This window comes from Saccharopolyspora sp. NPDC045839 (assembly GCF_056431645.1).
The window spans coordinates 174540-194852 of the sequence record NZ_JBWKKH010000002.1; the positions used below are offsets into that span (position 1 = coordinate 174540).

General features: G+C 71.4%; 16 protein-coding genes. 7 read left to right on the top strand and 9 right to left on the bottom strand.

Annotated elements, in window-relative coordinates; genetic code table 11:
• Positions 1-100: 100 nt before the first annotated feature.
• Positions 101-2803 carry an MMPL family transporter gene (locus tag AC07EQ_RS03675; RefSeq protein ID WP_478386386.1) on the top strand — a complete coding sequence of 901 codons (2703 nt, stop codon included), beginning with the start codon at positions 101-103 and terminating at the stop codon, positions 2801-2803.
• Positions 2804-2821: 18 nt separating this feature from the next.
• Positions 2822-4777 (top strand): YhgE/Pip domain-containing protein, encoded by a 1956-nt coding sequence (locus tag AC07EQ_RS03680; RefSeq protein WP_478386387.1) that lies wholly within the window; start codon positions 2822-2824, stop codon positions 4775-4777.
• A gap of 110 nt (positions 4778-4887) precedes the next feature.
• On the opposite strand, the gene AC07EQ_RS03685 is transcribed toward AC07EQ_RS03680, so the two are convergent.
• Together AC07EQ_RS03685 and AC07EQ_RS03690 are read right to left on the bottom strand one after the other, a co-directional pair.
• Positions 4888-5334 carry a universal stress protein gene (locus tag AC07EQ_RS03685; protein WP_478386388.1) on the bottom strand — a complete coding sequence of 149 codons (447 nt, stop codon included), beginning with the start codon at positions 5332-5334 and terminating at the stop codon, positions 4888-4890.
• A 61-nt stretch (positions 5335-5395) separates the two neighbouring features.
• Positions 5396-6853, bottom strand: a complete 1458-nt coding sequence (locus AC07EQ_RS03690; protein WP_478386389.1) for a phosphatase PAP2 family protein — start codon at positions 6851-6853, stop codon at positions 5396-5398.
• A 65-nt stretch (positions 6854-6918) separates the two neighbouring features.
• Here AC07EQ_RS03690 and AC07EQ_RS03695 point away from each other — a divergent pair, with 65 nt between their 5' ends.
• Positions 6919-10029 carry an AfsR/SARP family transcriptional regulator gene (locus AC07EQ_RS03695; RefSeq protein WP_478386390.1) on the top strand — a complete coding sequence of 1037 codons (3111 nt, stop codon included), beginning with the start codon at positions 6919-6921 and terminating at the stop codon, positions 10027-10029.
• Here AC07EQ_RS03695 and AC07EQ_RS03700 read toward each other — a convergent pair.
• Entirely contained in the window at positions 9971-11131 is a 1161-nt protein-coding gene (locus AC07EQ_RS03700; RefSeq protein ID WP_478386391.1) for an FAD-dependent monooxygenase, read from the bottom strand. The two genes, AC07EQ_RS03695 and AC07EQ_RS03700, sit on opposite strands and share 59 nt — an antisense overlap.
• A 110-nt stretch (positions 11132-11241) precedes the next feature.
• Here AC07EQ_RS03700 and AC07EQ_RS03705 point away from each other — a divergent pair, with 110 nt between their 5' ends.
• Together AC07EQ_RS03705 and AC07EQ_RS03710 are read left to right on the top strand one after the other, a co-directional pair.
• A complete protein-coding gene (locus AC07EQ_RS03705; protein WP_478386392.1) occupies positions 11242-11679 on the top strand; it encodes a MaoC/PaaZ C-terminal domain-containing protein in 438 nt (145 codons plus the stop codon).
• Between the two features lie 43 nt (positions 11680-11722).
• Positions 11723-12517, top strand: coding sequence for an MBL fold metallo-hydrolase (locus AC07EQ_RS03710; RefSeq protein WP_478386393.1), 795 nt, complete (start codon positions 11723-11725; stop codon positions 12515-12517).
• Positions 12518-12519: 2 nt separating this feature from the next.
• Here AC07EQ_RS03710 and AC07EQ_RS03715 read toward each other — a convergent pair whose 3' ends face one another.
• From AC07EQ_RS03715 to dctA, 3 genes are read right to left on the bottom strand one after another with little or no spacing between them, the layout of a single operon-like run.
• Positions 12520-12930 (bottom strand): archease, encoded by a 411-nt coding sequence (locus AC07EQ_RS03715; protein WP_478386394.1) that lies wholly within the window; start codon positions 12928-12930, stop codon positions 12520-12522.
• On the bottom strand, positions 12927-14357 hold the full coding sequence (locus tag AC07EQ_RS03720) for an RtcB family protein (RefSeq protein ID WP_478386395.1): 1431 nt from the start codon (positions 14355-14357) through the stop codon (positions 12927-12929). Before AC07EQ_RS03720 ends, AC07EQ_RS03715 begins: the two co-directional genes overlap by 4 nt.
• A 55-nt stretch (positions 14358-14412) precedes the next feature.
• Positions 14413-15750, bottom strand: coding sequence for a C4-dicarboxylate transporter DctA (gene dctA / locus AC07EQ_RS03725; RefSeq protein ID WP_478386396.1), 1338 nt, complete (start codon positions 15748-15750; stop codon positions 14413-14415).
• Positions 15751-16063: 313 nt separating this feature from the next.
• On the opposite strand from dctA, the gene AC07EQ_RS03730 reads away from it, so the two are divergent.
• Positions 16064-16543: a GtrA family protein gene (locus tag AC07EQ_RS03730; protein WP_478386397.1), complete on the top strand. Its 480-nt coding sequence runs from the start codon at positions 16064-16066 to the stop codon at positions 16541-16543.
• Between the two features lie 94 nt (positions 16544-16637).
• Here the strand turns inward: AC07EQ_RS03730 and AC07EQ_RS03735 are convergent, their stop codons facing one another.
• Both AC07EQ_RS03735 and AC07EQ_RS03740 read right to left on the bottom strand, forming a co-directional pair.
• The gene (locus AC07EQ_RS03735) at positions 16638-16874 is read right to left on the bottom strand and encodes a hypothetical protein (protein ID WP_478386398.1); all 237 of its coding nucleotides are present in this window, start codon (positions 16872-16874) and stop codon (positions 16638-16640) included.
• Between the two features lies 1 nt (position 16875).
• Positions 16876-17226 carry a hypothetical protein gene (locus tag AC07EQ_RS03740; protein ID WP_478386399.1) on the bottom strand — a complete coding sequence of 117 codons (351 nt, stop codon included), beginning with the start codon at positions 17224-17226 and terminating at the stop codon, positions 16876-16878.
• Positions 17227-17680: 454 nt separating this feature from the next.
• On the opposite strand from AC07EQ_RS03740, the gene AC07EQ_RS03745 reads away from it, so the two are divergent.
• Positions 17681-19417 carry an ElyC/SanA/YdcF family protein gene (locus AC07EQ_RS03745; RefSeq protein ID WP_478386400.1) on the top strand — a complete coding sequence of 579 codons (1737 nt, stop codon included), beginning with the start codon at positions 17681-17683 and terminating at the stop codon, positions 19415-19417.
• 85 nt (positions 19418-19502) lie between these two features.
• Here AC07EQ_RS03745 and AC07EQ_RS03750 read toward each other — a convergent pair whose 3' ends face one another.
• A complete protein-coding gene (locus AC07EQ_RS03750; protein ID WP_478386401.1) occupies positions 19503-20303 on the bottom strand; it encodes an IclR family transcriptional regulator in 801 nt (266 codons plus the stop codon).
• Positions 20304-20313: the final 10 nt, after the last annotated feature.

The window sequence follows — 20313 nt, forward strand, 5'->3', positions numbered from 1 at the left end:
GGCCCGGTATCGGATACCGTGACGTATCCGATACGGCGCGGTATCGGTTCTCGTCCGGTGACATCGACATCGTCCGGCCAGACCGGTGACAGGAGTGTGCGTGTCCTCCTTCCTCTACTCCGTCGGCCGCAGAGCGTTCGCGGCCCGCAAGGCAGTGCTGGCGCTGTGGCTGCTGGTCCTAGCCGTCGCAGGTGGCGCGGCGGGCCTGTTGAACAAGGGCCTGGACAACTCCATCAGCATTCCCGGCACCGAGTCGCAGGAGGCGCTCGACCGGCTGTCGGTGACGTTCCCGCAGACCAGCGGCGCCTCCGCGCAGATCGTGGTGGTGGCACCGGGCGGCATGCGGGATCCGGCCGTGCAGCGCGAGGTGGAGCGGGCGGTCGACGAGCTGAACGACGTGCCGCAGCGGTCCCAGGTCGTCTCGCCCTACCAGACCGAGTTCGGCGGGGCGATCAGCGAGAACGGCCAGGCCGGGCTGATCATGGTCCAGCTCGACGGCGAGATCTTCGCGATCGGCGAGCCCGCCAAGGACCGCATCGTCCAGATCACCCACGAGCTGCAGGAGCGCCTGCCGGCGGGATCGCAGGCCTCCTACGGCGGCCAGCTGTTCTCGCAGAAGCTCCCCGGCGTCACCGTCACCGAGGCACTCGGCATGGTGGTCGCGATCGTGGTCCTGATGATCACCCTGGGTTCGTTCCTCGCGGCCGGGATGCCGCTGATCAACGCGCTGGTGGGCGTCGGCATCTCCATGACGCTGATCTTCATCGCGACCGCGTTCGGGCCGATCACGGCGACCACGCCGCTGCTCTCGCTGATGCTGGGCCTCGCGGTCGGCATCGACTACGCCTTGTTCATCGTGTCGCGCCACCAGCAGGAACTCGCCGGGGGAGCGTCGGCGCAGGAGGCCGCCGCGCGCGCCAACGCGACCGCGGGCTCGGCGGTGATCTTCGCCGGGCTGACGGTGATGATCGCGCTGGTCGGGCTCGGCGTCGCGGGCATCCCGTTCCTGACCACGATGGGCGTCGCGGCGGCCGTCGGCGTCGGCGTCGCGGTGCTCGTCTCGGTCACCCTGATGCCCGCGCTGCTGGGCTTCGCCGGCGACCGGCTGCGCCCGCGCCCGCGCAAGCGGCGCACCAAGGCCGCCTTCGGGGAGCGGTTCTTCGGCGGCTGGGTGCGCGCGGTGACCCGCTTCCCGATCGTCACCGTGCTCGCCGTGATCGCGGTGCTCGGCCTCGCCACGGTGCCCGCCGCCGGGCTGCGGCTCGCGCTGCCCGACGCCGGCGCGCTCCCGAAGGACGAGCCCGCCCGCGTGACCTACGACCTGATCGACGAGCACTTCCCGAAGGGCTTCAACGGCCCGCTGATCGTGACCGCCAACATCGTCACCAGCACCGACCCGCTCGGGCTGATGGCCGACCTCAAGGCGGAGATCGAGCGGCTGCCCGGCGTGGCCGACGTGCCGCTGGCCACCCCGAACCCCACCGCCGACACCGGGATCGTGCAGGTGGTCCCGGAAGGCGAGCCGGACTCGCCGGAGACCAAGCAGCTGGTGGACGACATCCGGTCGCTGCGCGGGCACTTCAAGGACACCTACGGCATCGACATCGCCGTCACCGGCTTCACCGCGGTGGGCATCGACGTGTCGGCCAAGCTGGGCTCGGCGCTGCTGCCGTTCGGCGTGGTCGTCGTCGGGCTCTCGCTGGTGCTGCTGACGATGGTGTTCCGGTCCATCGCGGTGCCGATCAAGGCGACGCTGGGCTACCTGCTGAGCATCGGCGCCTCCCTGGGCGTGGTGAAGCTGGTGTTCCAGGACGGCTGGCTGGCCGGCGCGTTCAACGTCGAGAACACCGGGCCGGTCATCAGCTTCATGCCGATCGTGCTGATGGGTGTCCTGTTCGGACTGGCCATGGACTACGAGGTGTTCCTGGTCGCCCGCATGCGCGAGGAGTTCGTGCACACCAGTGACGCGCGCGGCTCGATCAACTCCGGGTTCGTCTCCTCGGCGCGGGTCGTGACGGCCGCGGCCGTGATTATGTTCGCGGTGTTCATCGCGTTCGTCCCGGAGGGCGACGCGAACATCAAGCCCATCGCGCTCGGGCTCGCGGTCGGCGTGTTCGTCGACGCCTTCATCGTGCGCATGACGCTGGTTCCCGCCGTGCTCGCGCTGATGGGCGACAAGGCGTGGTGGATGCCGCGGCGGCTGGACCGGGTGCTGCCGTCCTTCGACGTGGAAGGCGAGAACCTCCGCGAGGAGCTGGCGCTGGCGGACTGGCCGCGGCCCGGCGCCGACGACGCGATCGCCTGCGACGGCCTGCGGCTGGCCGACCCGTCCTCGGGTCGCTCGATCTACGCGGGCGTCGGTTTCTTCCTGCCGCGTCGAGGAGCGCACGTCGTCCGCGGCGGTGCGGAGCCGGCGGTGACGGCGTTGCTGCTGACCCTGTCCGGACGGCTGAAGCCGGACGCGGGCAAGTTGAAGGTGCTCGGCCACGTCCTGCCCTCGCGGGCCGCGACGGTGCGCTCGCGGGTCGCCTACGTCGACGCGGGCGAGGGCGGCGCGGAGGCGGTTCGGCTGGCGCTCCGCGAAGAACCCGCAGTGCTCGTCCTCGACCGCACCGACCGGGTTTCCGACCCAGGCGAGCGGCGAGCGATCCGGGGCCTGCTCGCCGGAACCGGCATCACCGTGGTCGCGGGCACCACCGGCCTGGCCGAGGTGGGCGACGTCCTGCCGGAGTCGCCGTGGGTCACCGCCTCCGACCTCCGCCCGGCCGGGCAAACCCGCACCCTCTCCGGCGCGATCCGCTAGAAAGCAGAGGTAATCGCAGTGCGTTCGTGGAACAACGGCCGGTCCCGCTTCCGGCTCCCGGTGCTGGCCGTGGTCGGCCTGCTGCTGGTGCCGCTGGCCGTCGCGGGGCTGCTGACGTGGTCGCTGGGCAAGCCCGAGGACCGGCTCAGCGGCGTCAAGGCCGCCATCGTCAACAACGACGAGCCGGTGGAGATCAACGGGCAGCTCACCCCGCTGGGGCGGCAGTTGTCGGCGAAGCTCGTCGGCGACGAGATCGAGAGCAACTACACCTGGGAGTTCGCCACCGAGCAGACCGCGGCCGACGGCCTGCGGGACGGCACCTACGCGGCCGTGGTGACCATCCCGAAGAACTTCTCCGCGGCCGCCACCTCCTTCTCCGGTGACCCGGCGAACGCGACGCGGGCGACGATCGACGTCACCACCGGCGACCGCGGCCGCCTCGTGGACGAGACGATCAGCCGCGCGGTCACCACCACCGCGGCGAACCTGCTCGGGCAGCAGCTGACCACGACCTACCTGGACAACGTCTACGTCGGGTTCAACACGCTGGGCGACAAGCTCGGCGAGGCCGCGGACGGCGCGACGTCGCTGGCCGACGGCGCCAAGCAGCTCGCCGGCGGGACCGACCAGCTCGCCGGCGGCGCCGACCAGCTGGCGAGCGGTTCGAAGTCCCTCGCCGACGGCCTCGGCAAGCTCGACGACGGTGCGGCGCAACTGACCCAGGGCACCGGCGGGTTGTCCGACGGGCTCGCCGCGATGCGCGACCAGACCAAGAACCTTCCGCAGCAGGCCGCGACCCTGGCCGACGTCTCCGCGAAGGAGGCGCAGGGCGTGCAGCAGCTCAACACCGGCCTGGACGGCCTCGCGCGGAGCCTGGAGGAATCGGCGAAGGACTGCGCGGTCGCCGTGCTGCCGAGTTGCCAGAAGCTCGCGGGGCAGGCCGCGGCGGCGCGGGCGCTCAGCGACGGCGCCGGGCAGCTGCAGCAGGCGAGCCAGGGCGTGGCAGGCGGCCTCGACGCGCTCGCCGGGCGCACGCCGGGGTCAGGCGGCGGACTTCCCGCGCTGTCCCAGGGCATCGACCAGCTGGCGGGCGGCGCGGCCCAGCTCGACGGCGGCGCGACGAAGCTCGCGGACGGGCTTTCGCAGACCCGCGGCGGCGCCGACCAGCTCGCCACCGGTGCCGAGCAGCTCGCCGGCGGGGTGCGGCAGCTCGGCGACGGCGCCCGGCAGCTCGGCGACGGCTCCGGGCAGCTGTCCTCGGGCCTCGGCCAGGCCGTTGACCAGTTGCCCAGCTACCCGGACGGCGACCGGGACAAGCTCGCGCAGGCGGTCGCGAACCCGGTCACGACCGCGAACGGCACGACCCTCGGCTTCGGCGCCTCGGGGCCGTCGCTGTACGCGGTGCTGGCGCTGTGGATCGGCGCGATCGCGACGTTCCTGGTGCTGCGGCCCTTGCCCGAGCGGGTGCTGGGCTCGACCCGGTCGTCGTTGCGGCTCACGGCGCGGCAGTTCGCCCTCCCCGCCGGGATCGCGGCGGTGCAGGGGCTGCTGGTGACCGCGGTGTTCGGGATCGCGCAGGACCTGTCGGTCGGGCAGTGGTTCGGCGCCGCCGCGCTGCTGGTGCTGATCGCGGTGGCGTTCGCCGCGATCAACCACGCGCTCGCGGCGTTCGGCGGAGCCGGGCGGTTCGGCGCGATGCTGGTGGCCGTGCTGATGCTGGCAAGTGGATTCGTCGCCGCCGTACCGGAAGCACTGCGCGCGGTCTCGGGGGTGTTGCCGACGGCGACCGCGCAGGACGCGTTGCGCGCGGTCGTGGAAGGAGCCGCCCCGAGCGGCGGGCTGATCGCGGCGCTGGTGGCCTGGGCGCTGTGCGGTCTCGTGGTCGCCTTCCTGGCCATCGAGCGCGGGCGCACGGCCCGCGCCACCCGGCTGCGTCCGGCCCACGCGCTGCGCGGTGACTTCGGGACGGCGTGATCCCAGGGCCGGCCGGTCGTGAACGGGCCGGCCGGCCCTTTCCCCGCCGATCAGCCCGGGGCGCGCTCACCAGCCGCTGGGCGCGGCGCACCGCGGCCCAGTAGCGCGCGTCAGGACTTCCGCTCCTCGGGCTGCCGGACCACGACCACGGGGCAGCGCGCGTGGTGCACGACGTGCTGGGTCACCGAGCCCAGCAGCGCCCCGGTGAAGCCGCCGTACCCGCGATTGCCGACGACGATCAGGTCGGCGGCGGCATCCTTGGCCGAGTCCAAGAGGGCGCCCGCGGGATGCCCTTGCGCCACTTCCATGTGCACCTCGGCGGCCGCGTCGCCGAGGGCTTCGTTGATCACGCGGTGCAATTCCGTCGCGGTCTGGCGCGCGAAGTTCTGATCACCGGGCGGTTCCCAGTTGTAGATCATCGGCATGTCCCAGACCATGACCGCGGTGACGCTCCCGCCGACCAGGCCCGCGTGCCAGACGGCCCAGCGCAACGCGGCATCCGAGGACGGCGATCCATCCACCCCGACGACGACCGTGTACTGGTGTTCGCTGTTCATGACGGCCTCCCCAGCTATGCCCGCCCCCCCAGGATGTGCCGGGCCCGGACGACCCGCACGGTCAGCGGGCGCCGGGCCCTTTCGCGGGGCGGTAGACGTGCAGGGCCGCGTCGTGGACGGCGAAGTCGAAGCTGCGCCCGGTGGCCATGACCTCGCCGTCGCAGGCGAGCGCCAGCGGCTCGCTGAGCACTTCGAGGTGCAGCGCGGTCCGCTCCTCCTGGACGTAGGTGTGGCTGTTGAACAGTGCTCCGGACAGCGCCGCGAAGGCGAACCGGATGCGGGACAGCGACACGTCGGCCCGGATGTAGCGGACGTCCAGCACGCCGTCGTGCAGGCACGGGCGCCACGCCGGCGCGAAACCCTTCGGCTGGTAGCCGCTGTTGCCGACGAACAGCAGCCAGATCTTGCGGGTCCGGCCGTCGATGCGGACCGTGATCGGCTCGGCCTCGGCCAGGACCCGGACGAGCGCGGCGGCGGCCGCGGGCCACTTTCCCCAGCGGCGCTCCCACTTCTCGCGCAGCCGGACCATGTCGGGGTAGCCGCCGAGGCTGGCGGTGTTGATGAACCACTGGACCGGCCGGCCGCCGACGCGCACCGCGCCGAGGCCGACCTGGACCGCGGACCCGGCCGCCACCGCCCGCGCGGTGTCCTGCGGGTCCTCCACGCGGAGGTCGCGGGCGAAGTGGTTCAGCGTGCCGGCGGGGACGACGGCGAGCGGGAGCTCGCGGACGGCGGCCACGGATGCGGCGGCGGCGACCGTGCCATCGCCGCCCGCGACGGCCAGCGCGCGCACCCCGTCGCCGGCCGCGTCGAGCTCGCGGTGGAGCCCCGTGACCAGATCGCCTTCCGGGTGCAGGCGCTTGGCGGCCGGCCACAGCGCGGCCAGCTCGGCGGACGGGTCGTGGTCGGCGTCGCCGGACGCGGAGTTGACCAGCAGCGCCAAGCCGTCTCCCGAGGTCATCTCGGTGACGTGCTCGCTCGGCCGCGCCAGCGCCGGGGTGGACGGGCGCACCGGCCACCACCGCCGGGTGGCCAGGCCGACCCCGACGCCGATGGCTGCTCCGACGGCGACATCGGTCGGCCAGTGCACTCCGGTGTGGACACGGGAGTAGGCGACCGCCGCGGCGACGGGGGCGATGATCGCGCCGGCCGCGGGGGATTCCATGCAGACGGCGGTGGTGAACGCCGCGGCGGAGGCTGTGTGTCCCGACGGGAACGACGAGGAATCCGGCGGTGCCGCGAGGCGCCGGTGTCTCGGCAGGAGATCCGTCGCCGGGCGGCGGCGCGGCAGCAGCGGTTTGGCGACGGCGTTGGTGACGGCGCTCGACGCGGCGATGGCCGCGACGCCGCGCAGCGCCGCCCGGCGGGTGGGGCCCTTCTTCGTCGCCAGCACCGCCGCGACCGCGAACCACAGCTTGCTGTGGTCGGCGAGCATGGTGAGCGCCTTCAACGCGGGATCCGCGGCCGTCCGGGGAAACCTGGCGGACCACTCGACGAACTTCCGATCAGCGTTCTTCATTCCCCTGCCTTCGCGTGTGCTCCCCGGATTGTCCACGACCGCCCGCGCGAACGCTGTCATTCCGGGTGAGCGAGAATCCCCGGGTGCTGTTCGGCATCCTGGGCTCGGTCGAGATGCGCGGCCCGGACGGGGTGACCCGGGATGTGGACGCGCCGCGAACGCGCGCCCTCCTGACGTTGCTGCTGCTCGACGCGGGCCGGATCGTCCCGTCGGAGCGGCTGGTCGATGGCCTCTACGGGCAGCGGCCGCCGAACGACGCGGGCAACGCGCTGCAGGCGCAGGTGTCGCGGCTGCGCCGCAAGCTCCGCGAGGCCGGTTCGACCGCAGCGGTCGAGTTCCACCCGGCGGGATACCGGCTGGTGGTCGACCCGGACGAGGTCGACGCGCACCGCTTCGCCCGCCTCACCGACGCCGCGCGGCGGGCCGCCGCACCCGGCGAGCGGGTGGCGCTGCTGGACGAAGCGCTCGCGCTCTGGCGCGGCCCGGCACTGGCGGACGTCGCCGAGGAACCGTTCGCCGCGCAGCAGATCGCGCGGCTGGACGAAGCGCGGCTGACCGCGATCGAGGACCGGGCCGAGGCGCGGCTGGAGCTCGGCGCCACCGACGTGGCGGAGCTGCGCGTCGAGGCGGACGCGCATCCGCTGCGCGAGCGGCTGCGCGGGCTGCTGATGCGCGCACTGCACGCGGAGGGCCGCAACGCCGAGGCGCTGGCGGAGTTCGCCGCCGTCCGGCAGGTCCTCGCCGACGAGCTCGGCGCCGACCCCTCGGCGGAACTGGCCGAGCTGCACCTCGCGCTGTTGCGCGCCGACGAACCCCAGGCGGTGCGGGTTCCGGTGCCACTGACCGGTTTCGTCGGGCGCGGCGCGGAACTCGACCGGATCGACCGGCTGCTCGCGTCGGCGAGGTTGGTGACCGTGCTCGGGCCGGGCGGTGCGGGCAAGACCCGGATCGCGCTGGAGGCCGCCGCCCGGCATGCCGGCGAGGTCGCGTTCGCCGACCTGAGCCAGCTGCGCGACGGCAGTCAGCTCCCGCGGGCGGTGCTGACGTCCCTCGGCTTGCGCGAGACCCTGCCGGTGGCGCCGGTGCAGCGACTGCTCGAAGCGCTCGCCGGCCGCGATGTGCTGCTGCTCCTGGACAACTGCGAACACCTCGTCGCCGATGTCGTCGACCTGGTGCACCGGTTGCTGGCCGGCTGTCCCGGCCTGCAGGTCCTGGCGACCAGCCGGGAGGCGCTGGGCATCACCGGCGAAGCGTTGTGCCCGCTGGGCCCGCTGCCGGTGCCGGAACCGGCCGCCGCGCCGGGCGAGGCGTTGGCGTTCCCGGCCGTGCGCCTGTTCACCGACCGCGCGACGGCGGTCGACGCCGAGTTCCGGCTCACCGAGGACACCGCCGGCCAGGTGATCCGCATCTGCGCCGCGCTGGACGGGTTGCCGCTGGCGATCGAACTCGCCGCCGCCCGGCTGCGCTCGTTGCGCCTCGACGACATCGAGGCACGGCTGTCCGACACCGGATTCTCCTTGCTGTCACGCGGGAATCGCGCGGCCGCCCCGAGACACCGGAGCCTGCGGGCGGTCGTGCAGTGGAGCTGGGACCTCCTCGACGTGGACGGGCAACGCCTGGCCCGCCGGCTGACGGTGTTCGCCGGCGGCGCGACCGCGCGGTCCGCAGCCGAGGTCTGCGGGCTCCCGCCGGACACCGCCGACGATCTGCTGGCCGGACTCGTCGACAAGTCGCTGATCACCGGGCGCGGGCGCTACCGGATGCTGGACACGATCCGCGCGTTCGGCGCCGAGCGGCTCGACGAGGCCGGGGAGCGTGCGCGGATCTCCCGTGCCCACGCGGAATACTTCCTGGAGCTGGCCCGCGCCGCCGACCCGCACCTGCGGCGCGGCGAGCAGCTCGAATGGCTGGAGGCGCTGCGCGACGAGCACGCGAACACGACCGCGGCGCTGCAGTGGGCGGTCCGCAACGACCCCGAGCTGGCCCTGCGGCTGATCGGCGCGCTGTCCGGCTACTGGTACCTGCACGGGGTGCGCAGCGACATCGCCCCGCTGGCCGCGGAACTGCTGGAGCTGGTCGGCACCGATCCGCCGCAGCTGGCCGAGGAATACGTCCTCTGCGTGCTGCACGCGGTGTTCACCGGCGCCGCACCGCAGCTGGAGCGGCACGTCCGGCGCGCGGAGGAGATCATGAACGGCCTGGACGTGCCGGTGCGGCAGCCGTTCGTGCTGGCGGCCTGGGCGGTGTTCGCCGGGCCGCCGGGACGGGGCGCGCCGAGCCATCCGGGGGAGGAGCAGATCCGCGCGGTCACCGACCCGTGGGTGCGGGCGATCGCGGGGTTCGGCGACGGCTTCTCCCGCTGGCTGGTGCACGGCGACCTGGCCGCGGCCGAACGCGAGGTCGCCGGGGCGCTCGCGACGTTCCGCGACCTGGGCGAGCGGTGGGGGATGGCGCAGTCGCTCGACGGGCTGGCGATGCTGGCGGACGCGCGCGGAGCGTCGGCGGAAGCGCTGGCGCTGACCGATGAGGCGCTGGACCTCGTCGACCAGCTCGGCGCTCGCGAGGACTCGGCCGATCTCCGCTGCCGGCGGGCCGACCGCCTGCTGGGCACCGGTGACCTCGCGGCCGCGGCAGGCGACTACGAGCGGGCGATGGCGCTGGCCCGTGCCACCGGCCTCCCGTCGGTGCTGGCGGCGGCGCGGCTCGGCCTCGGCGAGATCGCCCGGCTGCGCGGCGAGTTCGCCACGGCCCGGGAGTGGTGCGACCAGGCGTTGGAGTCCTGCGCGCGGGATTGGACCAACGCCGCCGTCCGCGCGACCGTGCACACCGCGCTGGGCAGGCTCGCGGAGGTCGACGGCGACCTGGCGCAGGCGGCGGAGCACCACCGCACCGCCGTGGCGGCGGCGCTGGCCAACCGGACGATGCCGGTCCTGGCAACCGCGGTGGAGGGCCTCGCCGGTCTGACGGCGCTCAATGGCGACGGCGAGCGCGCCGCGCTGCTGATGGGAATCGCGGCGGCCCTCCGGGGCCGCGCCGCGGAGAGCGCCCCGGGCGAGGAGTTCGACGCGGCGTTCGACCGGGGCGCGGCCCTCGGCTACGAGCAGGCGATCGAGCTGCTCACCGGAGAAACCGCGAGTAGTCGGCGAGGCGGATCGCATTCGCCGCCTTCGTGGTGATCTTGTTGAACGGCTTCGCCATGCCCGGCAGCGACAACACCCGGTACATGAGGTTGCGCTGCCGGATCTTCGCCGGCGTGGCCGGCGCCATGAACGGCCCGGCATTGCCCGCGATCTTCTGGCAGCCGCGCGCGAAGTCCTTGATCTGGTGCTTGTAGCGGGCGTAGGCGGCCCGGTGATCGCCGCCCGCCGCGGCCAGCTCTCCGGCGAGCACGTAGGCGGTGACCAGCGCCTGGCCCGCGCCCAGCCCGCCGAGGGTGGCGCCGTAGCCGGCGTCGCCGAGCAGCGCGATGCGGCCCGCGCTGAAGCGGTCGATGTGGATCTGGGCGATCGGGTCGAAGAAGAAGTCCGGCGCCGCCCACATCGCCTCGAGGATCTCCGGCGCCCGCCAGCCCATCCCGTGGCAGGCGTCGGCGACCAGCTTCTTCTGCTGCGCGACGTCGTGGCGGTCGTAGTCCAGCTCGGGGGAGGCGAACACCGCCAGACCCGGGCTGATCATCCGGCCCGGCTCGCTGTACATCCGCACCTCGCCCGGCGTTCGCAGCTCGTCGGGCACGCTGAACCCGGCGACGTAGTGGTCCAGGAACCGCCGGAACCGGGTCTCGGGGCCGAAGGCCAGCGCCCGCACGCCGGAGTGCAGGCCGTCGGCGCCCACGACGAGGTCGAAGGTGCGCGGCGGCGCGTCGTTGAACGTCACCCGCACCCCATCGGCGGTCTCGGTCAGCGCGGTGATCCAGTCGCCGAAGACGTATTCGGTGTCGTCGCGGGTCAGGTCGTAGAGCATGGCGGCGAGGTCGCCACGCAGGATCTCGACCTCACCGCCGGCGAACTCCGCCGGCAGCGTCGCCCGCGGCCGCCCGGCGGCGTCGATCACCACCATCTTGGTGCGCTCGGTCTGCCTGCGGCGCACCTCGTCGAGGATGCCCATGCGGCGCAGGACGGTCAGGTGCGCGGTGCCGCGGAAATCGACGGCCTGCCCGCCTTCGCGCAGCGCCGGGGCGCGTTCGACGATGGTCGGCCGGAAACCGTAGCGGCGCAGCCAGTGCGCCAGCGCCGGCCCGGCGATACCCGCCCCGGAGATGAGGATGTTCTCGTTGCGCATCGTCGCTCCCTGCTCGGTCGTTGTTGACGGAGCAGAACTTCGGCGTCGGCGCTGACCGCACGCTGACCGGAGGCTGACGGCCGGGCGCGAGGTGGCGGATGATGGGCGGCATGGCCGAGGAAACGACCGTCGAGCTGCCGCCCCTGAGCCTGCCGCCCATCAGCCGCGCCACGCTCGCGCTGTTCGCGGGGGCCTCCGGCGACCACAACCCGATCCACATCGACCTGGACAACGCGCGCAGCGCGGGCTTCGACGACGTCTTCGCCCACGGCATGCTGTCCATGGCCTGTCTGGGGAGGCTGCTGACCGGCTGGGTGCCGCAGTCGGCGCTGCGGTCGTTCTCGGTGCGCTTCGTCGCGATCACCCCGGTGCACGGCCGGCCGACCTGCACGGGCGAGATCACCGGGTTCGAGGACGTCGACGGCGAGCGTCGCGCACGCCTGGACCTCGCGGTCGTGCTGGCCGACGGGACGGTGACCCTGCGGGGCGACGCGGTGGTGGCGGTGCCACCGGATTTTCCGGCCCGTGCGGCGGATACCGCGCGGTAACCTGACTGTTCGCACGTCAGAAGACGAAGGGACCGCAACGACCATGACCGCGATGCCGATCTGCGCCACCTGCGGCACGCAGTACGCCCGGCCCCGGCCGGACTGCCCGATCTGCGAGGACGAACGCCAGTACGTGCCGCCGGGCGGTCAGCAGTGGACGGACCTCGCGGGCGTGCGCTCGGACGGCCGCACCGCGCTGATCCGCGAGCAGGGCGAGGTGCTCGGGATCGGCTGCGAACCGAGGTTCGCCATCGGCCAGCGGGCGCTGCTGCTGCGCACCGGAGCGGGCAACGTGCTCTGGGACTGCGTGTCCTATTTGGACGACGAGATCATCCGCGCCATCAACGACCTCGGCGGCCTGATCGGCATCGCGATCAGCCACCCGCACTACTACACCACGATGGTCGAGTGGGCCCGCACCTTCGACGTGCCGGTGCACCTGCACGCCAACGACCAGCAGTGGATCGGCCGCCCGGACCCGGCGATCCGGCTGTGGGAGGGCACCACCAGCGAGCTCGCTCCCGGGCTCACCCTGATCAACCTCGGCGTGCACTTCGCCGGCGGCACGGTGCTGCACTGGGACCACGGCGACGGGAAGCTGTTCACCGGCGACATCGTGCAGGTCATCCCGGACCGCGAGCACGTGGCCTTCATGTACAGCTACCCGAACCTGATCCCGGAACGCCCGAACGTCGTCCGCCGCGCCGCGAAGATGCTCGAGCCCTACCGCTTCGACGCGCTCTACGGCGCGTGGTGGGACACGGTGATCCCCACCGGGGCGCACGAGATCGTCCAGCGCTCCGCCGCCCGCTACCTCCGCTTCGTCTCCGAGGACTAAGCTCAGACGTCGACCGTCGCGGCGCAACGCCAGCCCCGGTCGCCGTGGCCGATGTGCAGGCCGTGCAGCGCAACGGCTTTGGGTGTCGCGCCGACGATCTCCGCGCGCGCCACGGCGACAACGCCCAGTTCCAGGGCGATTCCGGTGGGTCGCGGCGCGACGCCGATGTCCAGCGGCACCACGCCCTCGGCGTCCAGCAGGTAGATGATCTCGTCGAGCACCGCGAGCAGGAGCTGCTCGTCGGTGCCGGCGAGCTCGGCGGTCCTGGTGCTTTCCGCCGCGCCCGCGGGGAATTCGACGAAGGAGGCCACCAGGGCGCGGGCCGCGGCGACCAGGCAGTCGTCCCGCGTCGAGCCCCACGCCTCGAACCGGATGTCGGCGGTGTGCGGCAGGAAGCGGAAGCCGCCGGTCACCCCTTCACCACGCCCAGCGGCACGAGCCTGGCGATCCGGCGGCACAACCCGGCTCCCTCGGCGACGGCGACGACCGCGTCGACGTCCTTGTAGGCGGTCGGTGCCTCCTCGGCCAACCCGCGAGCGGAGCTGCCGCGCACGACGATGCCGTCGTGCTCCAGCTCGCGGCGCAGCTGGTGGGCATCGATGGTGCGGACCGCCTGGTGGCGGCTCTGCGTGCGCCCCGCGCCGTGGCACGTCGAGAAGAACGCGTCGCCGGTCGGCACGCCTGCGAGCACGTACGACGCGGTGCCCATCGAGCCGGGGATCAGCACCGGCTGCCCCGCCTCCCGCAGGCCCGGCGGCAGTTCCGGGTGCCCGGGCGGCAGCGCCCGCGTGGCGCCCTTGCGGTGGACGCACAGGGTTCGCCGCTGACCTTCCACCTCGTGCGCCTCGATCTTGGCGAGGTTGTGCGAGATGTCGTAGACGAGGTCGAGACCGCAGCCGGTCACCTTCTCCAGCACCTCGCCGGCGGCCACGCCGAGCACGTGCCGGTTCGCGCGGGCGTAGTTCGCCGCGGCCGCCATCGCGCCGAGGTAGGCGCGGCCGGCCGGCGAATCGACCGGCGTGCAGGCCAGCTGCCGATCGGGCACGACCAGGCCGTGGTCGGCCATGCTCTCGTCCATGCTCCGCAGGTGGTCGGTGCAGATCTGGTGGCCCAGCCCGCGCGACCCGCAGTGGATCATCACGCACAGCTGGTCGAGGCGGAGCCCGAACACCCCGGCGATGCCCTCGTCGTAGATCTCGGTGACGGCCTGGACCTCCAGGAAGTGGTTGCCGGAACCCAGGCTGCCGAGCTGCCCCAGACCGCGGTCCCGCGCCCGCGCGCTCACCCGTCCCGGCTCCGCGTCGGCCATCGCGCCGCCGTCCTCGCAGCGCTCCAGGTCGCGCGGCGTGCCGCGCCCGCGCGCGACGGCGTAGTGGCAACCCTCTTCCAGCACTCGTTCGAGAGCCTCGCGGGGCAGCTCCCACACCGCGCCGCGACCCGCCCCGCGGGGCGTCGCCCGGCTGAGCCCGTTCATGATCCGCTCCGCCACCCGGCGGAAGTCCGACCGGTCCAGCTCGGCGGCCAGCAGCCGCACCCCGCAGGAGATGTCGAATCCGACGCCGCCGGGCGAGACGACGCCGCCGGCGCGGACATCGGTGGCGGCGACGCCGCCGATCGGGAACCCGTAGCCCCAGTGCATGTCCGGCATGGCGTAGGAAGCGCCGACGATGCCGGGCAGCGTTGCGACGTTCACGACCTGGTCGAGCGCGCCGTCGCCCTTCGGCGGCAGCAACCGCCGAGAGGCGAAGACGACCCCCGGCACGCGCATCTCGCCGTGCCGTTCGATCCGGAACCGGTACGGCGTCTCCTCGACGAGTTCCACCCGGACCTCCCGCGTCACCCGCCCCGGCAATACCCACCGGAGCCCGGCCCGACACGCGCCCGGCGCGGGCCGGTCAGGCCTTGGCGGGTTCGTCCTCCTCGCGGGGGAGCGGGGGAGCGGACGCCGGGTCGGCGAGGGTGGCGACGGCCCGGTCGCGATCGAGCGCTCCGTCCCACTTGGACACGATGAACGTCGCCACGCAGTTGCCCAGCAGGTTGGTCACCACCCGCATGGTGTCCATGATCCGGTCCGCGCCGAGCATCAGGGCGACCGCGGCCACCGGGATGACGCCGACCGCCGAGGCCGTCGCGGACAGCGCGATGAACGCCGAGCCGGGGATGCCGGCCATGCCCTTGGAGGTGAGGACCAGCACCAGCACCACGGTGATCTGCTGCCCGATGGTGAGGTCCACGCCGACGGCCTGGGCCATGAACAGCGTCGCCAGCGACAGGTAGATGGACGCGCCGTCGAGGTTGAACGAGTACCCGGTCGGGATGACCAGGCCGACCGCTTCCTTGCGGCAGCCCGCGCGTTCGAGCTTCTCCATGATCCGCGGCATCACGACCTCGCTGGACGCGGTACCGATGGCCAGCGCGAATTCCTCCCGCGTGTAGCGCAGGAACTTCCAGATGCTCAGGCCGGTGAACGCCTTGAGCAGCGCGCCGAGCACGACGCAGAACAGCAGTGCCGCGCCGTAGCAGGCGCCGATCAGGGTGGCGTAGGTGCTCAGCGAGGACAGCCCGTACTGGCCGATGAGGTAGGCCATCGAACCGAACACCGCGATCGGGGCCAGCCGCATCACGTAGCCGATGATCTTGAAGATGATCTCGCCGGTCTGCTCGATGAAGGCGAACACCTGCGGCGCGCGCCCGATCCCGATGTGCAGCAGCCCAGCGGCGAACAGCACCGCCAGCAGCAGGACCTGCAGCAGCTCGTTGTCGGCGAAGGCCGCCACCGCGCTCTCCGGGATCATGTGCAGCACGAACTCGGCCGGACCGGGCATCTGCTCGCCGTGCGTCTTGGCGGTCACGCCGGAGGTGTCCAGCGTCGCCGGGTCGATGTCCAGCCCCGCGCCGGGCCGGACGAGGTTCCCGGCGACGAGGCCGAGGGCGAGGGCGGCGGTGGTGACCACCTCGAAGTAGATCAGCGCCTTGAGCCCGATCCGCCCGACCGAGCGCATGTCGCCGGCCTTGGCGATGCCGACCACGACCACGCAGAAGATCAGCGGCGCGATCACCATCTTGATCAGCCGGATGAACCCGTCGCCGATCGGCTTGAGGGCGCCGCCGAACTCGGGCCAGAAGTGGCCGACGGCGATGCCGATGACGGCTGCGATGAGCACCTGGACGAACAGCGAGGAAAGCACCCTCGACACGCGGCCGCGCTGGACCGGCGACGCTGGCTGAGCCACGTCGGCCTCCCAATTCCCCAATGCGGAAGTATACTTCGGAAATTTCTGGGAGTCTGCGTGCCCGGTCGGCCGGAGTCAAGGGGCCGGCTCGTGATCTTCGGCTGCCGGACGATGTCCTCGCTCGTCGGCCCCAAGATCACCAGATCGGTCGAATCCTGATCCGTGACGGGTCGAACACAATGGGTCACATGCGCCGGCGGGCCCGGGAGGGCGGCCGCCGTTCCCAGCGTTCTTCCAGGTTGTTCACGCGGCCCTCCCGCACGGCCGAACTAGCTTGACCGCAGATCTGAACCGTCGCGTTGGAGTGGGGTCGATGAAGGGCGTGGCTGCGCGCGAACCGAAGGCGGTCACCCCCGGTGCGGTCGATCGGGTTCGCCCGGCCAAGCGCGACGACGTCGTCGGTCAGGCCGTGCTGTTCACCGTCGTCGGCGTGCTCGCCACCACGGCGAACGCGGTGCTCTACGTGCTGCTGCGGGGCATTTTCCCGGTCGGTGCCTCGAACTTCTGCTCGCTGCTGATCACGACCGCGGCCAGCAGCGCGGCGCACCGGCACTTCGCGTTCGCCGCCCGCCACGAGCACCGAGTCCGGATGCACCTGCAGACCCTCGCGGTGTTCGCGTTCTACTGCGTGTCCAACAACATCGCGCTGGGCCTGCTGGGGCTGGCCGTCGAGGATCCCTCCAGCGTCGCGGAGGCCGCCGCTGTCGCCGCGCTGAGCGTCATCGGCGGCACCACCCGCTTCGCCGTGATGCGGCTGTGGGTGTTCAGCCGTTCAGGAAAGCCGGTCCGCTGACGTAGTGGTACGGGCCGTGAGTCTTTCGGGCTGCGCGGGTTCATGGCGCCGGCCGAAACCCCACGACCCCGTTTCGGCCGCTCACGGGGAGTCTTCACGGTCCTTCGGCGAGAGCGGCTTCCCGTTCCCGAACGAGTCGGGAGCGAATTTCCTCCAGTCGTTTGTTCTCCAGTTCGACCGCGGTGGTCAGCACGCAGGTTTCGCAGCCGACGCGGGAATGGGCGGGTTCGCCGTCGACGACCTGGCGGCACATGGCAAGCGCCGGGCTGGTGTCGGGTCGGATGATGTGCACGGTGCCGTTTTGATCGGTCCAGCGGTTGTAGCTGAGCATGTCAGCCTCGTTTCTTCTTCTCGAACTGAGCGCAGTGGTCGCGTGCCCATTGCTGCGCGCGCCGGGTGAGCGTGCTGGGATCCCATTCGGTGTCGATCTCGACCGTCCAGGGCAGCGGGTACTCATCGGAGCAGTCGATGTCGCCGTGGTAGATCCGCACGGTGCTTTCGCCCGCGTACCAGCGGAAAACAAAGTAGGAGTACATGTACACCAGGTACGCGCCGCGCCGGTCCCGCCGGACCAGCGGCCCCTTGCGAACGGCGGGAATCCGGTAGAAGGTGACGGACTTCCCGCTGTGGAAGGTGACGGTCTCGGGCACGGCGACGGCGGAAATGTCGGCCCACTCCAACATGATCAGTCATCCACAATCGTGATAGACCCGGTCCAGTCGCACTTCCCGCAACCCTGTCCCTTGCAATCCCCGCACGTATGCGTCGTCGTCGGCACGTGAATCCCTTCTCTCTTTCTGATCGAGCTTTTGTCGGGTAGCCGCTGGCCCCGAGCTCGACTGCGTCGGGGTCACAGGAGCTCGGGACCAGCTCGCGTGCGATGCCGGGAGGAGGGATCGGCATCGCGTGGTCCGTTCGGTGGTCGTCCCGGATGCGAGCTGTGAATTTGATGCTGCATGGCATGCTTTTGCCGGTACTCAGCATGCGGTCAGGCGGGCGTGGCGGGAATGATCTGGTGTTGCACTCTTGCTGCACTGCCGCTGTAGCGATAAGTGCGCACGTGGTTCCATGAGATCGAGGTGAGGGAGGAACGTAGTGGCAGCTGTCCGGCAATGGAGCGGCCGAGAGGCTAAGGCGTTGAGGCAGGCGCTGCGGATGAGCGTTCGTGCCTTTGCGGAGCACTTGGGTGTCGCGGCGCGCACAGTGTCGAAGTGGGAGGCGCTAGGTGAACGTATCCGCCCCTTCCTGGAAACGCAGGGTCTCCTGGACACCGCGCTCAGCCGTGCGGATTCTGCAGTCCAGGCAAGGTTCGAACTGCTCCTCGCCCCTTCAGGGGAGGCGGCTGGACAGATTCCGGGCGGCGTGGTGCCGCGTAGCTGGGAGTACGAAACGTGGTTCGAAGATCTGGAGCGTGCAAGCGTCAGCCTGAGCAGGCAGGATTTCCAACTCGCTGATCGGCTGCTCAACCGGTGGATTACCCGGTTCCGCCTCGATCACCTGGATGCCAAAGGGATGTATCTCTTCGGGCGATCGATGATGCTGCTTGCTGATTCGCAGAGAGACCAAGGGATCATGCACGGGGCTGGTTCGGCAGAGCGGACATATCGTCGGGCACGCGATGTCTTCGGGCAGCTCGACATACCAAGACGCGCAGCGCAGGCCGACCTGTCCCTTGCTGTCGTGATGGAGATGAAGGGGCATCTGCGCTCTGCGGCGCGTTGCTACGAGTCCTTGTCTGCGGATGACAGGCTGTGCGAACGGGATAGGGTTCGTGCGCAGCTTTGGGTAGGAACGGCGCTAAGTAAGCAAGGCAACTACGACTACGCCACTCGTGTGATGACCCAAGCGGCTTGCCAATTTGAGTTGATCGATGAGTTCGAAGACTGGTCCGTTGCTCAGCAAAAGATCGCACTGGCGCATAGAGGATCGGGGAAAATTGATCAAGCGCTGCGGTGCATTGAACTTGCGCGGACTAACGGTGCAGGGAGCTCGCCAATGCAGCAGGTTCGGTTGAACACGGCGCATGCCCATGTGCTGACCAGTGACAAGCTCGCCAGAGACGCTGGGCTGATCATGCTTGGGGAGACGGCTACGATGCGATGGCACTCCGTCACCAACTGGCGCATCAATTGGGAAGCATTGAGAACATTCGCCGGTCAGTGGAGCAGGCAGCGTCGGCTGGAGCAGGTCGTTGAGGGAGAGCGTGTGACCAGTGCGGTTCGGGGGATCACCGATGGCGATCGTCGAGATGCGGTGCTGATTTGGGATTACCACCAGATGGGGCATGTGGTCCGACCGTGTTCGGTGGGCCTCGGGTTGGGGAGTCATGATCTCGGCGTCGCGACTTTCGCCGCCGAGCTCTACCAGGAGCAGCTTTTTCCGGTTCTCGTGTTCACTGGGGGCAACAGCCCGACGACGGCTGCGCGGTTTCCTCGTGGTGAGGCCGTGCACTTCCGGGAGCGTGCCGTCGAGCTGGGTGTTCCCGATTCTTCGATCCTCGTCGAGCCGCACGCGACCAACACCGGCGAGAACATCGCTTTGTCGCGGGAACTTCTCGCGGCGCGGTCTGTCGGGGTCGACTCAGTGTTGTTGATCTCCAAGCCGTACATGCAGCGCCGGGCCTTTGCCACCTGCCGGAAGGTCTGGCCGGAAGTCGACATCGTTTGTGCTTCGGAGCCGTTGTCGCTCGACGACTACGTGCGGGCTGTGGGGGACGAGCGGTTGGTCATCGACATGCTGGTCGGTGACCTCCAGCGGATCGTCGAATATCCGAAGCTCGGGTTCGCTGTCGAGCAGGATGTTCCGGATGACGTGGCGCGTGCGTACGACCGGCTCGTGTTAGCTGGGTTCGACAGTCGCCTGCTCGGTTCTTGAACGCCGAGGCGCGCTCACTGTCCGCTGCCGTGTTGGACGAGGAGACGTCGTGAGTGCGTAGGCGGGTTCCAGCCCTGTTTTCCACTCACGCGTGCTCGTGGCGGGCCGTCGGGGGCAGGGCTGCGGCTCGGGGAGAGCCGAGCGCCCGGGAGAGGCCGCGGGCGGCCGCCCGGACCGCTGGGACCAGCGTCATCGGGTCGCTGGTCCCGGCCGGGACCACCAGGGACAGCGCCGCGATCACGTTGTCCGCATCGCCGCGGACCGGGGCCGCCACCGAGAGGGTGGACAGCTCGATCTGCCGGTCGCTGATCGCGAAGCCGTTCTTCCGGACGTCGGCGAGGACTCCGCGCAGCCGTCGCGGGTCGGCGATCGTCAGGTCCGTGAACCGCTTCAGCGGTCCCTCCAGGACCGCCTCCTGCAGCTCGCGGTCGGCGTGCGCGAGCAGGACGAGGCCGACGCCGGTGGCGTGCAGCGGCAGCCTGCCGCCCGGCCGGGACACCACCGGCACGGCATCCCGGCCGGAAATGCGCTCCAGGTAGACGACCTCGTGGCCGTCGAGGACGCCGAGCTGCGCGTTCTGCCGGGTGGCCTCGTAGAGGTCGCCGAGGAACGGCATGGCGACCTCGCGCAGGAACGTGCCGCGCGGGGTCAGCGCGGCGAGCTCGTAGATCCGCAGCCCGATGCGGTAGCAGCCGTCGTCGTCCCGCTCCAGCGCGCCCCACCCGGCGAGCTCGCCGACCAGGCGGTGCGTGGTGGTCAGAGACAGGCCGCTCTGGCGGCTGATCGCCGACAGCGTCAGGGCCGGCCGCTCCGGCGAGAAGGTCTCCAGGATCCGGAACAGCCTGGACGCCACGCTCGGCGCTCCCGCCCCGCTGCGCTCGCCCACGACATCCCCC

Excerpts from the sequence above, each read along its gene's own strand:
- AC07EQ_RS03685 (WP_478386388.1), bottom strand. The coding sequence starts at position 5,334 with ATGAACAGCGAACACCAGTACACGGTCGTCGTCGGGGTGGATGGATCG.
- AC07EQ_RS03690 (WP_478386389.1), bottom strand. The coding sequence starts at position 6,853 with ATGAAGAACGCTGATCGGAAGTTCGTCGAGTGGTCCGCCAGGTTTCCC.
- AC07EQ_RS03700 (WP_478386391.1), bottom strand. The coding sequence starts at position 11,131 with ATGCGCAACGAGAACATCCTCATCTCCGGGGCGGGTATCGCCGGGCCG.
- AC07EQ_RS03705 (WP_478386392.1), top strand. The coding sequence starts at position 11,242 with ATGGCCGAGGAAACGACCGTCGAGCTGCCGCCCCTGAGCCTGCCGCCC.
- AC07EQ_RS03710 (WP_478386393.1), top strand. The coding sequence starts at position 11,723 with ATGACCGCGATGCCGATCTGCGCCACCTGCGGCACGCAGTACGCCCGG.
- AC07EQ_RS03730 (WP_478386397.1), top strand. The coding sequence starts at position 16,064 with ATGAAGGGCGTGGCTGCGCGCGAACCGAAGGCGGTCACCCCCGGTGCG.
- AC07EQ_RS03735 (WP_478386398.1), bottom strand. The coding sequence starts at position 16,874 with ATGCTCAGCTACAACCGCTGGACCGATCAAAACGGCACCGTGCACATC.
- AC07EQ_RS03740 (WP_478386399.1), bottom strand. The coding sequence starts at position 17,226 with ATGTTGGAGTGGGCCGACATTTCCGCCGTCGCCGTGCCCGAGACCGTC.